Source organism: Enterobacter sp. FW301-JW81 (genome assembly GCF_058788735.1).
The window spans coordinates 510849-522979 of sequence record NZ_JBYTBA010000001.1 but is presented as its reverse complement, the minus strand read 5'-3'; the positions used below and the strand labels follow the sequence as shown (position 1 = coordinate 522979).

The 12131-nt window shown below is 60.0% G+C and carries 11 protein-coding genes; 5 read left to right on the top strand and 6 right to left on the bottom strand.

What is annotated here, in order from left to right; genetic code table 11:
* Positions 1 to 31 precede the first annotated feature (31 nt).
* The 6 genes from spy to astC all read right to left on the bottom strand — a co-directional run bounded on the left by spy (position 32) and on the right by astC (position 6887).
* On the bottom strand, positions 32 to 526 hold the full coding sequence (spy, locus tag AC3WOK_RS02460) for an ATP-independent periplasmic protein-refolding chaperone Spy (protein WP_047348884.1): 495 nt from the start codon (positions 524 to 526) through the stop codon (positions 32 to 34).
* Between the two features lie 338 nt (positions 527 to 864).
* Complete coding sequence (gene astE / locus AC3WOK_RS02455) at positions 865 to 1830, bottom strand: succinylglutamate desuccinylase (protein WP_492353871.1); 966 nt, start codon at positions 1828 to 1830, stop codon at positions 865 to 867.
* A gap of 9 nt (positions 1831 to 1839) precedes the next feature.
* Positions 1840 to 3165: an N-succinylarginine dihydrolase gene (gene astB / locus AC3WOK_RS02450; RefSeq protein ID WP_492353870.1), complete on the bottom strand. Its 1326-nt coding sequence runs from the start codon at positions 3163 to 3165 to the stop codon at positions 1840 to 1842.
* Complete coding sequence (gene astD / locus AC3WOK_RS02445; protein WP_492353869.1) at positions 3152 to 4639, bottom strand: succinylglutamate-semialdehyde dehydrogenase; 1488 nt, start codon at positions 4637 to 4639, stop codon at positions 3152 to 3154. Before astD ends, astB begins: the two co-directional genes overlap by 14 nt.
* Complete coding sequence (gene astA / locus AC3WOK_RS02440; RefSeq protein WP_492353868.1) at positions 4636 to 5670, bottom strand: arginine N-succinyltransferase; 1035 nt, start codon at positions 5668 to 5670, stop codon at positions 4636 to 4638. Before astA ends, astD begins: the two co-directional genes overlap by 4 nt.
* Positions 5667 to 6887: a succinylornithine/acetylornithine transaminase gene (gene astC, locus AC3WOK_RS02435; protein WP_492353867.1), complete on the bottom strand. Its 1221-nt coding sequence runs from the start codon at positions 6885 to 6887 to the stop codon at positions 5667 to 5669. Before astC ends, astA begins: the two co-directional genes overlap by 4 nt.
* 433 nt (positions 6888 to 7320) lie before the next feature.
* On the opposite strand from astC, the gene xthA reads away from it, so the two are divergent.
* The 5 genes from xthA to AC3WOK_RS02410 are packed head-to-tail and all read left to right on the top strand — an operon-like array spanning position 7321 to position 12115.
* The gene (gene xthA, locus AC3WOK_RS02430; RefSeq protein ID WP_032645347.1) at positions 7321 to 8127 is read left to right on the top strand and encodes an exodeoxyribonuclease III; all 807 of its coding nucleotides are present in this window, start codon (positions 7321 to 7323) and stop codon (positions 8125 to 8127) included.
* 6 nt (positions 8128 to 8133) lie between these two features.
* The gene (locus AC3WOK_RS02425) at positions 8134 to 8817 is read left to right on the top strand and encodes a TVP38/TMEM64 family protein (RefSeq protein ID WP_492353866.1); all 684 of its coding nucleotides are present in this window, start codon (positions 8134 to 8136) and stop codon (positions 8815 to 8817) included.
* A 15-nt stretch (positions 8818 to 8832) separates the two neighbouring features.
* Complete coding sequence (locus AC3WOK_RS02420; RefSeq protein ID WP_492354228.1) at positions 8833 to 9993, top strand: ABC transporter substrate-binding protein; 1161 nt, start codon at positions 8833 to 8835, stop codon at positions 9991 to 9993.
* Positions 9966 to 11495, top strand: a complete 1530-nt coding sequence (locus AC3WOK_RS02415; protein WP_492353865.1) for an ABC transporter permease family protein — start codon at positions 9966 to 9968, stop codon at positions 11493 to 11495. The genes AC3WOK_RS02420 and AC3WOK_RS02415 overlap by 28 nt, the downstream gene beginning before the upstream one ends.
* Positions 11495 to 12115: an ATP-binding cassette domain-containing protein gene (locus AC3WOK_RS02410; RefSeq protein WP_063955957.1), complete on the top strand. Its 621-nt coding sequence runs from the start codon at positions 11495 to 11497 to the stop codon at positions 12113 to 12115. The genes AC3WOK_RS02415 and AC3WOK_RS02410 overlap by 1 nt, the downstream gene beginning before the upstream one ends.
* Positions 12116 to 12131: the final 16 nt, after the last annotated feature.

Below are 12131 nucleotides of genomic sequence, written 5' to 3'. Positions count from 1 at the left end.
GGATCCCGGCGGTCTTAAGAGAGTGAACCGATTATTCGGTTGGTGCTGGCATTTTACCTTCCATCGCCGGACGTTCTGTCAGACGCTTCTCAAAATTCGCATTAAATTGTTTTTTCTGTTCCGGGGTCAGAATGTTGTAGATCTTGTTCTGGGTTTCCATGTGGGCCAGCATGCGGGCTTTGTGCTGCTCGGCCATTTTGTCGATCTGCGCTTCGGCTTTTGCCTTATCGAAGCTGTCGCTGGCGATGATGTCATGCATCGCACGACGTTCTTCAAGCGGAGGACGTTTCATCTCGTCGCGCTCGCCTTTCCTGATGTCGCGGATCTGCTGCTTCTGCGCATCCGTCAGGTTGAGATCCTTAAACATCATCATCTCGTTGTGCATACCCGGCTTGCCTTTATGATGCATCATCATTTTGCCTTCAGCAGGCGCGGCAGTGGTGGTCGCGGTATCTGCGGCGAACGCCATGCTGGTAGCGCCCAGAGCCAGGGTAGAAGCAACAAACAGTGCAGTAAACTTACGCATAATTTATTTCCTTTCTTTCAGTTATTCTTCGGCGCTGTGCCGTGTTGACGAGATTAACTTTACGGGGTTTATCGTCAATTAGTCAGAGCAACGGTAAAACAATGAAAGTGTAAAAAACAAATTTTCGCCAAATGTGGAGGAAATAAGGATAAAGCGTGGAGAGTTGCAACAAAAAATATTCAATGCGATGATTTTAAAGAAATTTAGCAGAAGTATAGCGAAGTGAAGATTAATAATAAAGCAATTCACCAGGAATATTCCGCAAAAGAAGGGTGAGCGCTTTAATCGTTAAGAAAAGAGGTTGTATTTCCCCTCCCGGATGACGAGAGGGGAAACGTTCAGGATATTTTTTCCAGCATCAATCCTGCCCGCAGGCCAAACGCCACGGTGGGGTTAGGGAATAATACATACTCGGTTGTTTTGTGAACCTCGTAACGCTCTTCGCCATCTTCCGCCAGCAGCACCCCTTTGCGGAACGGCGTGAAGTTCAGGGTGTGCGCGGCCATATGAAGCAGGAAGGCGTCGCTGCGGCGCGTGATCTGCTGTACGACCCGATACCGCTCAACGGGCTGATGCGCGTGCTCGGGCGCCGTCCCGCCCAGCAGCGCCCGAAGGGCAAGGTGCGTTGGCGCAAAGCGGGACAGATCGTTCTGGCCGAACGGCAGCGCTTTTCCCAGCTCCAGCGTGCAGGCCAGCGCGCCGAAATTTTCACAGGTAAAGTGGGTAAACGTCCCGCCCGGCGACTGATGAAATACCAGCGCCTCCAGCCCGGCGTCACCCAGCCAGCTCAGGAACGCTTCATCCCACGGCTGATTGCGCTGCGGCAGGACGCCAAAGCGGACGTGGTAAGAGGCGCGGATCGCCGTATGCAGATCGAGATGCCAGCGCGCGGGCCCCGCCTCGGCAAAAAACGCGGTCACAACGTTCTCCAGCCACTGTGCCCGCGCCGTTTCGTCACTCTGCGGAAACTGCGACCAGCGCCCGCCGAACATGCGGTTAATGTCGCTCACCAGATACCGCTTGTTTTGCGCCAGCGCAGGCGGATTACCGAGCACCACCAGCACGCGGCACTTGAGCGCGATCTCACCCCGATACAGCGCGCGCAGCAGCAGGTCAACAATCTCAACGGGCGCCGTTTCGTTCCCGTGAATGCCCGTTGAAAGCAGCAGCGACAGCGCGCTTTTTGCGTCCGGCGTCAGCTCAAGCACCCCGCGCCCCAGCCAGCGCCAGCGAAATGAGGGGCCCTTCCCCTCGCGCTGCTCCGGCGTTTCGTCGGCCAGGGTCAGCGCCAGTAAATTTTCCATACCCACTCCTTAGCGCTGGAACGGATAAACCGATCCCAGCTGCAGGATTGATGTTAACGCGTCCAGCGCCTCGCGCCCTTCGCGCAGCAGCTGCGGGTCGACCAGGTCGGCCTGCGTAAGCCGGTCGCGATAGTAGCGTTCGACCCAGTCATTCAGCCGCGTAAAGAGCGTATCGTTCATCATGACCGCCGGGTTCACCGCCTGCATTTCGTCCTGGGTTAACACCACGCGCAGACGTAAACAGGCCGGACCGCCGCCGTTGGCCATGCTTTCTCGCAGGTCAAACACGCGCAACTCGTCAATCGGGTTATCGGCTTTCACCAGCTCCGTCAGGTATCGCCACACCCCTTTATGATCCTGCGACTCCTGCGGCAGGACCAGCATCATGCTGCCGTCGTCGCGGCTCAGCAGCTGGCTATTGAACAGATACGTTTCGACCGCATCCTGCACGCTGACCGCCCGCGTTGGCACCTGAATCGGCATAAAGCCGGGCACGCGTTCATGCAGCGTGGCGAGCAGCTTATCCTGATGGGCAAACGCCTGCTCGTGGCAGAACAGCACCTGCCGGTTAGAGACGGCAATCACGTCGTTATGGAACACGCCCTGGTCGATCACCTGCGGGTTCTGCTGGGCAAAAATCACCTGTGAAGGATTGACCTGATTCAGGCGGGCGACCGCCTGGCTGGCCGCCAGCGTCTGGCGGGCGGGATAGCGAACAGGAGCGGAATGACCGCCCTCCTCGCGTCCGTAGATAAACAACTGCACCCCGGGATCGCCGTAATCGCCACCCAGACGGTTATGGTTGGCCGCGCCTTCGTCGCCAAACATCGCCACCTGCGGCAGAGCCTGATGCACCTCAAAGTGGGCGTCATGCTTGAAAATGGCGCGCAGTACGCGCTCGGTGGTTTCCGCTTCGGTGGCGCGGTGGAATTTATTGTTCAGGTTCGCCACCGTCAGATGGACTTTGCCATCCAGCGTATCGGCTGACGGTGCGACGGTCGCGGCGTTTGCGACCCACATCGAGGAGGCGGAGCTTGCCGCAGAGAGCAGGTGCGGCGTCTGCGTACCCGCTTTTTCGACCACCTGCTCATCGCTGCCGGTGAAGCCGAGCTGGCGTAACACCGCCACGTTCGGGCGTTCCTGCGGCGGTATCACCGCCTGCGGGAAACCGGCATCCGCCAGCGCCTTCATTTTCAGCAGCCCCTGCTTCGCCGCCAGCTTCGGGTTGGAGACCTGAAAGCGGTGCTTCGTCGAGGCTTCATTACCAAAGGAGAGACCGGCATAGTGGTGCGTCAGCCCCACCAGCCCGTCAAAATTGACTTCACGCGCTTTCATGACGATCCCCTCCGGTAAAGTCCAGACCCGGGTTGAGCGTTTCCGGCAGCGTCAGCGCCGGGGTTTCCAGGCTCGCCATTGGCCATGCGCAGTAATCCGCGGCATACCACGCGCTGGCGCGATGGTTGCCCGACGCGCCCACGCCGCCGAACGGCGCGGTGCTCGCCGCACCGGTAAGCGGCTTGTTCCAGTTCACAATCCCGGCGCGCGCTTCCAGCAGCAGCTGTTCAAACTTCTCGCGATGCGGTGAAATCAGCCCGCTCGACAGACCGTAGCGGGTGTTATTGGCCATCGCAATCGCCGCATCAAAATCGTCGTAGCGCCAGACGCACAGCAGCGGGCCAAAGACCTCTTCATCCGGCACCTTGCTCGCCCCGCTTATCTCAACGATGCCCGGCGTCAGCAACGAGGTGCCCGGCTGAGCCTGCTTCGGCTCGAGCAAGGTTTTCGCCCCGCGCGCGACGTGGTCCTGCCAGGCCTTCAGCACGTTCAGCGCGGCCTGCTCGGAAATCAGCCCACCGATAAACGGCTGCGGGTCGGCGTCCCACGCGGCTGGCACCAGACGCGCGCTCACCTCGACCAGGCGTTTCAGGAAAGCATCCCCCTGCGCGCCTCTTTTCACCAGCAGACGGCGGGCACAGGTGCAGCGCTGTCCGGCGGTAATAAAGGCGGACTGAATCGTCAGGTGCACCGCGGCGTCGATATCGTCAGGGTCTTCCACTATCAGCGGGTTGTTGCCGCCCATCTCCAGCGCCAGGATTTTCTCAGGCTGCCCTGCCAGCTGGCGGTGCAGCTGATAGCCCGTACCGGCGCTGCCGGTAAACAGCAGGCCGTCGATATCGCTCAGCGCGCTCAGCGACTGACCGGTTTCGCGCCCGCCCTGCACCAGATTCAGCACGCCCGGCGGCAGGCCAGCCTGTTCCCACAGCTTCACCACCGCCTCGCCGGTAAGCGGCGTTAGCTCACTCGGTTTGAAGATAACGGTATTGCCCGCCAGCAGCGCGGGCACAATGTGGCCATTCGGCAGATGCCCCGGGAAGTTGTACGGACCAAACACCGCTAGCACGCCGTGCGGACGGTGGCGCAGCGTGGCCGCACCGTCCGGCATGTCGGTGTGCTGTTCGCCGGTGCGGGTGTGGTACGCCTTCACCGAAATGGCGATTTTATTGATCATCGCCGTCACTTCCGTTGCCGCTTCCCAGCGCGGCTTGCTGGTTTCTGACGCGATGATGCGCGTCAGTTCGGCTTTGTTCGCTTCCAGTAGCCCGGCAAATTTTTCAACCATCGCCTGGCGCACGGCGAAGGGCTGTTTTGCCCACGCCGGAAACGCGCGGCGAGCGGCATGGCAGGCCTGTTCAACCTGCGCGGCGCTGGCGTCATGCCCTTTCCAGAGCACCTCTTTTCCTACCGGATTGGTCTTTACGCGCTGCTCGCCTTCGCCCGTGACCCAGTCACCGTTAATCCATAATGTCATGCCGTTTTCTCCTCAGGGCAGAGACGCACCAGGCGAACCGTGTCGCCGGCGTTACATTTCAGGGCATCCAGTTCTGCAGCCGTCAGCACCAGACGTTCACATTTCGGGTTGGTACGCACCAGCATGGCGCGGAAGTTGGCGTAATTTTCGTTCGACACCAGGCATGCCGGCCAGTCGCCCGGCGCGGGCTGACCTTCAGCTACCTCAACCAGCCGGCTTTTACGGATGGCGCGTACGCGGTCGATATCGCATTCAAGCGTTGGCCCACCGTCAAAGATGTCGACGTAGTTACGGTAGCGGAAGCCCTCTTTCTCCAGCACCGCGCGGGCAGGCGCGGTTTGCGGATGCACTTCTCCGATCACCGCCTGTGCTTCCGGCGTTAAGAAATGGGTATAGATAGGATGCTTCGGCATCAGCTCCGCGATAAACGCTTTCTGACCGGTGCCGCAGAGATAGTCCGCGCGGCTGAACTCCATCGAGAAGAAGCGCTCGCCCAGGCTCTCCCAGAACGGCGAGTAGCCTGTATCGTCGATCACGCCGCGCATCTCAGCGACCACTTTTTCGTTAAAGCGATCGCGGAAGGCGGCCATAAACATAAAGCGCGATTTGGAGAGCAGATAGCCGTTGCCCTCTTTGCGCCACGCCGGGTCGAGGAACAGCGTGCAGAGCTCGCTGGCGCCCGTATGGTCATTGCTGAGAAACAGCGTGGGCAGCGCGTTATAGACGTTCAGCTCTTTCGAGGCGTGAACCATGGTGCCGACACGGTAGTTGTACCACGGGTCGTTAAGCCCGACGGCCACTTCGATGGCGCAGATCCCGGCCACGGTCCCCGTATCGGTGTCTTCCAGCACGAACACATACCCCTGTTCGCTTTTTGGCAACATCCCCTGCCAGGTTTGCAGGGCGCGCTCGATGCGCGCCGACAGCGTTTTTTCATCGGCAGGAAGCGAGGTCAGCCCGCCTCCCGTCTTACCGGCAAGCTGCATGAGCCCGGCAATATCGCCGCGCTCAACGGGACGGATGACCATCATGATGACACCCCGGACTTCACCTGTTCACACGCCAGCGCAAAACGATCCAGACCGGTTTGCACCTCTTCCTCGCTGACAATCAGCGCAGGAGCAAAACGCACCACGTTGGCACCGGCAATCAGTACCATCACACCCATTTTTGCCGCTTCCTGAGAAATAAGTTTAGCTTTCCCGGCAAACTCAGGAGTGAGCTCGCAGCCAATTAACAGCCCCAGCCCGCGAATTTCTTTAAACATTCCCGTTTTGCCGTTGATGGCATTCAGGCGTTCAACAAACCAGTCGTGACGCTGCTTAACGCCCTTCAACACTTCAGGGGTGTTAATGATGTCGAGAACCTGTCCGGCAACGGCGGTTGCCAGCGGGTTGCCGCCGTAGGTGGTGCCATGGGTGCCCACGGTCATCACGCTGGCGAATTTATCGGTAGTCAGCATCGCCCCAATCGGGAAGCCGCCGCCCAGCGCCTTGGCGGTAGACAGGACGTCCGGCGTGACGCCGTAGTGCATATAGGCATACAGCTCGCCGGTGCGGCCCACGCCGGTCTGCACTTCATCGAAAATCAGCACCGCATTGTGGCGATCGCACAGCTCGCGCAGCCCCTGCAGGAACGCTTTTTGCGCCGGAATGACACCGCCCTCACCCTGCATCGGCTCAACGATTACCGCGCAGGTGGTGTCGTTAATCAGCTCGCCGGCGGACTGCAGATCGTTATAGACGCCGTGACGAATATCCGGCGGCAGCGGTGCGAAATCCTGCGAGTAGGAAGGCTGGCCGCCTGCGCTCACGGTAAACAGCGTGCGTCCGTGAAACGCATTTTTAAACGCCACAATCCCGCTCTTGTGCGTGCCAAACTTGTCGTGCGCATATTTGCGCGCCAGCTTCAGCGCCGCTTCGTTGGCTTCCGCCCCCGAGTTACAGAAGAAGACTTTTTCGGCAAACGTCGCGTCGATCAGCTTTTTCGCCAGGCGCAGCGCGGGTTCGTTGGTAAAGCCGTTGCCGGTATGCCAGAACTTCGCCGCCTGGTCGTTCAGTGCCTGACGCAGCGCCGGGTGCGCATGACCCAGCGCGTTCACCGCAATCCCACCTGCAAAGTCGATATACTCTTTACCCTGCTGATCCCACAGGCGCGAGCCTTCCCCACGAACCGGAATAAAAGCCGCCGGAGCGTAAACCGGCATCATCCATTCATCGAAATTTTCACGCGTAATTGACAGAGACATAGCGACCTCATCCGGTAAATAAAAAGTTATTTGAATGTTAAATAATTGAGTGTTTGCACTGTGAATGTAGATTGCAGCCTTCGTGCCAGCCAGCGATAAAAATGCATAAACGGGTTGGGGCAACAGAATATCAATGAGTTACAACATGGAGTTATTCACTGTTATTGCATAAAAAGTGAATATTTTTACGACAAGCGGCGCTTTGCCGCATGAAAATCAGAAAGAGTATGCACAGGCCAAATATAATTCTGGAATTGTGATCGCTCGCGAAATTTATCGGTCATTTACGCCCTGTTTGGGGGCGAAGCGCGTCAGAATGGTGCAAATATTGCACCACCGGCATTATCTGTCGCAGTTATTGGTCGATCCCCGTAACAGTTGACGCAAATTCTGCTACCATCCTTGCACTATTCACCTTGCACTGGCAGCGACTATGAAATTTGTCTCTTTTAATATCAACGGCCTGCGTGCCCGCCCTCATCAGCTTGAAGCTATCGTTGAGCAACATCAGCCAGATGTGATCGGCCTGCAGGAGACCAAGGTTCACGACGATATGTTCCCCCTCGAAGAGGTGGCGAAACTCGGTTACAACGTCTTTTATCACGGTCAGAAAGGACACTATGGCGTCGCGCTGCTCACCAAAGCGCCGCCGGTTTCCGTGCGTCGCGGCTTCCCCGGCGACGGTGAAGAGGCACAGCGCCGCATCATCATGGCGGAAGTGCCTTCCGCGCTGGGGAATATCACGGTCATTAACGGCTATTTCCCGCAGGGTGAGAGCCGTGACCATGAGACCAAATTCCCGGCCAAGGCGAAGTTTTATCAGGACCTGCAGGACTTCCTGACAACCGAGCTCAAAAAAGAGAATCCGGTGCTGATCATGGGCGATATGAATATTAGCCCGACGGATCTGGATATCGGTATTGGCGAAGAGAACCGCAAACGCTGGTTGCGTACCGGCAAATGCTCCTTCCTGCCGGAAGAGCGCGAGTGGATGGAGCGCCTGCTGGGCTGGGGCCTGGTGGATACCTTCCGCAATGCCAACCCGGAAACGCAGGACCGCTTCTCGTGGTTTGACTACCGTTCAAAAGGCTTCGACGACAACCGCGGTCTGCGTATCGATCTCCTGCTGGCCAGCTCGCCGCTGGCGGAGCGCTGCATTGAAACCGGGATCGACTACGATATCCGCAGCATGGAAAAACCGTCTGACCACGCGCCGGTGTGGGCTAAATTCAAGCTGTAATAACGCGTGAACAGTCGAAAAATCCTTTTCCTGTGCGCCCTTGTGGGCGCATTTATTCTGACGTTTAGCCTGCTTCCCCCAGGCACCCTCTCTCTGGAAGGGATTAAAACTCACCAGCAGGCGTTACTCTCCCACGTCGACCGCGCGCCATTACAAAGCGCGCTGATCTTTTTTGCGCTCTATGTGCTGGTCTCCGCCCTGTCGATACCCGGCGCGGCGATCCTGACCCTGCTGGGCGGCGTACTGTTTACCCTGTGGGAAGGCACCGTGCTGGTCTCGTTTGCCTCGACGCTCGGGGCCACGCTTGCGATGCTGGCCAGCCGTTATCTGCTGCGGGACTGGGTGCAGCGCCGGTTCGCCCAGCAGATGAAAACGGTGAACGCCGGCATGGCGCATGACGGTGCGGGCTATCTTTTTGCCCTGCGCCTGATGCCGCTGTTTCCGTTTTTCCTGGTGAATTTGCTGATGGGGCTGACCCGCATTACGGTGAGGCGCTACTGGTGGGTCAGCCAGGTCGCCATGCTGCCCGCCACGGTTATCTTTCTGAACGCCGGGCGCGAGCTGGGAAAAGTGTCCTCGCTCCGCGATATTTTATCGCCGGGCATGATATTCGCCTTTACACTACTGGGGTTATTACCGCTGGTCACTCGCCGGCTGTTTTCCCGTAACCCCTCTTCGTTAAAAAAGTGAGGCATTATGCGCCGTGTGCGTTTTTGCGCGTTTCTGACCGGTCTGCTGCTGGCAGCCCCCCTCTGTGCCGCCGACGGCTGGCAGGCTATCCAACAGCAGGCCAAAGGCCAGACCGTCTGGTTTAACGCCTGGGGCGGCGATCCGGCGGTCAACCGCTACCTGGAGTGGGTCAGCGGTGAGATGCAAACCCACTATGCCATTACCCTCAAAATCGTCCCGCTGGCGGACGCTGCCGATGCGGTAAAACGGATCCAGACGGAGGCCGCCGCAGGGCGTAAGACCCACGGCTCAGTCAACCTGCTGTGGGTCAACGGGGAAAACTTCCGCACGTTAAAAGAGGCTAACCTGCTGCAGGCCGGATGGGCACAGACGCTGCCCAACTGGCGCTATGTCGATACCCGTAAACCCGTAACGGAAGATTTTGCTATTCCCACCGACGGGGCGGAATCGCCGTGGGGCGGCGCGCAGCTGACCTTTATCGCCCGCAAAGCCAGCATGCCGACCCCGCCGGCGGATGCTCAGGCGCTGCTGGCTTACGCTCGGCAGCACCCGGGCAAGGTCAGCTATCCTCGCCCACCCGATTTTACCGGCACGGCATTTCTCGAGCAGCTGCTTCTGACGCTCACTACGCACCCGCAGGCGCTGCAAAAGGCACCCGATAACACCTTTGCCGAAGTGACGGCACCGCTCTGGGATTACCTGGACAAACTCCACCCGCTGCTGTGGCGAGGGGGAAAAGACTTTCCCCCATCACCCGCGCGTATGGATGCCCTGCTTACCAGCGGCAGTCTGAACCTGTCGCTGACCTTTAACCCGGCGCATGCGCAGCAAAAAGTCGCCCGCGGCGAACTGCCCGCCGACAGCTACAGCTTTGGTTTCCACGGCGGAACGATTGGCAACGTCCATTTTGTGGCGATTCCGGCGAATGCCAGCGCGAGCGCAGGCGCAAAGGTGGTCGCCAATTTCCTGCTTTCACCGCAGGCGCAGATCCGCAAAGCCGACCCGGCCGTCTGGGGAGACCCGAGCGTGCTGGATGCCAGCACATTGCCCGAAGATGAAGCAAAACAGCTGATGGCCCACACGCCACAGGGCCTGCCGAAGATGCTTGCAGAGCCGCAGTCCGCCTGGGTAAACGCGCTGGAGCAGGAATGGCTGCGTCGTTACGGCACCCGCTAAGCGGGCTTGTCTGGCTGGCGATGGCGGTTATCTATCTGCCAATCCTGCCCGCCGGCGCCATGCTGCTGGCACCCGCGTTTTCCGTGACAAACTGGCAACTGCTGATCAACGACCCGCAGTTGCCTCAGGCAACCGTCGCCACGCTGGTATCCACGCTCATCGCCACGCTGGGTGCCTTGCTGATTGCCCTTCTTCTCGTCAGCCTTTTCTGGCCCGGCAAGCGCTGGCGACGCCTCACCACGCGCCTGCCGTGGCTGCTGGCAATCCCCCACGTGGCGTTCGCCACCAGCGCGTTACTGCTGTTTGCCGAGGGCGGTCTGTTTTATCAGATTTGTACCGTCTGTACGGCTCCGTTTGACCGCTACGGCGTAGGGCTGGGCGTAACGCTTGCCGTCAAAGAGAGCGCGTTTGTGCTGTGGGCGATTTACGCCGTGCTGCCGGAAAAAAGGCTCGCACAGCAAAAGATCGTCCTGCAGACCTTCGGTTACGGACGGTTTCAGATACTTAACTGGCTGCTCCTTCCTGCGATCGCCCCTGTCCTCGGGGCGGTGATGCTGGCGGTACTGGCCTGGTCGCTGTCGGTCGTGGATGTGGCGATCGTTCTCGGCCCCGGAAACCCGCCTACCCTGGCCGTGCTGGCCTGGCAGTGGCTGAGCCAGGGCGACGCGCAGCAGCAGGCAAAAGGGACGCTGCTGTGCCTGCTTATCCTTTTGCTGCTCGCCGCGCTGGCCGCCCTGGGGTACGGCCTGTGGAAGGCATGGCGCCGAACGGTTCCGGACCTCAGCGGGACGCGCCGCAGGTCTCAGCGCGTTCTGCCTGAACGTGCACTCAGCGGCTTTCTGCCCGCGTGCGGCGCAGCGTGCGCCGCGGTGCTGTTCATGCTGGCGCAGCGGGACGACGTGGGCCCCGTGGGGACCAGCCTTTCCTTCGGCCTGCTTTCAAGCCTGATCGCCCTGGTCGTCTGCGTTCTCTGGCTGGAGTGGGGGCCGCAGCGCGGCGCGGCGTGGGTGTGGCTGCCGCTCGCCCTTCCGGCACTGCCGCTCGTCACCGGCCAGTACGCGATGGCGTTGCGTCTGGGACTCGACGGGCACTACGCCGCCGTGCTCTGGAGCCATCTCCTGTGGGTGCTACCGTGGATGCTGCTGGTGCTGCAGCCCGCCTGGCGCCGGATCGATCCCCGGCTTATCCTTACCGCCAGAACGCTCGGCTGGCGGCGGGCAAAAATCTTCTGCCTGCTGAAATGCCCGCTGCTGCTGCGCCCTGCGCTGCTGGCCTTTGCCACCGGTTTTTCCGTCAGCATGGCGCAATACATGCCGACGCTGTGGCTGGGCGCGGGGCGTTTCGCCACGCTGACCACCGAGACCGTCGCGCTCAGCAGCGGGGGCAGCATCCCGGTTCTGGCGAACCGGGCGCTGGGGTTACTGCTGGTCACGGGCGCGGTGTTTGGCCTTGCCGCACTGCTATCCCGGCTCGCGGGCCGCTACCGACAAGGATTACGTTAATGCTGAAGGTAAACCATCTCACCATCGAACCGCTTTTCCGCGAGGTCAATTTTTGCGTTCCTCGCGGGGAGATTGTCACCCTGATGGGCCCCTCCGGCAGCGGGAAATCAACCCTTTTTGCCTGGATGGTCGGCGCGCTGTCGGACGATTTTCAGGCTCGGGGCGAACTGTGGCTCGACGCGCGCCGCTGCGACAGTCTTCCCGTGGAGTCTCGCGGGCTGGGCATTCTCTTTCAGGACGCGCTGCTCTTTGACCCTTTCAGCGTCGGGCAAAATTTGCTGCTGGCGTTGCCTGAGCGGATCGTCGGTCGCGCGCGTCGGGAAGCGGTCGAGCAGGCGCTGGATTCCGCCGGGCTTGGCGACCGTTACGCCAGCGATCCGGCTACCCTTTCCGGCGGGGAACGCGCCCGGGTCAGCCTGCTGCGTGCCCTGCTCGCTGAGCCGCAGGCGCTGCTGCTGGATGAACCGTTCAGCCGCCTCGATAAAACGTTGCGGGCGTCATTTCGGACATGGGTATTTGACGCCGTCCGCGCGCGCAATATCCCGGTGGTGCTGGTCACGCACGATGAAGACGATATTCCGCCCGGCGGCGAGCTGATTGAGATTTCTCGCTGGCAATAATGTGCTAACGCAATGT

What these genes read in the sequence shown, in the direction of transcription:
- spy (WP_047348884.1), bottom strand. Translation starts at nt 526, where the DNA reads ATGCGTAAGTTTACTGCACTGTTTGTTGCTTCTACCCTGGCTCTGGGC.
- astE (WP_492353871.1), bottom strand. Translation starts at nt 1,830, where the DNA reads ATGGAAAATTTACTGGCGCTGACCCTGGCCGACGAAACGCCGGAGCAG.
- astB (WP_492353870.1), bottom strand. Translation starts at nt 3,165, where the DNA reads ATGAAAGCGCGTGAAGTCAATTTTGACGGGCTGGTGGGGCTGACGCAC.
- astD (WP_492353869.1), bottom strand. Translation starts at nt 4,639, where the DNA reads ATGACATTATGGATTAACGGTGACTGGGTCACGGGCGAAGGCGAGCAG.
- astA (WP_492353868.1), bottom strand. Translation starts at nt 5,670, where the DNA reads ATGATGGTCATCCGTCCCGTTGAGCGCGGCGATATTGCCGGGCTCATG.
- astC (WP_492353867.1), bottom strand. Translation starts at nt 6,887, where the DNA reads ATGTCTCTGTCAATTACGCGTGAAAATTTCGATGAATGGATGATGCCG.
- xthA (WP_032645347.1), top strand. Translation starts at nt 7,321, where the DNA reads ATGAAATTTGTCTCTTTTAATATCAACGGCCTGCGTGCCCGCCCTCAT.
- AC3WOK_RS02415 (WP_492353865.1), top strand. Translation starts at nt 9,966, where the DNA reads ATGGCTGCGTCGTTACGGCACCCGCTAAGCGGGCTTGTCTGGCTGGCG.
- AC3WOK_RS02410 (WP_063955957.1), top strand. Translation starts at nt 11,495, where the DNA reads ATGCTGAAGGTAAACCATCTCACCATCGAACCGCTTTTCCGCGAGGTC.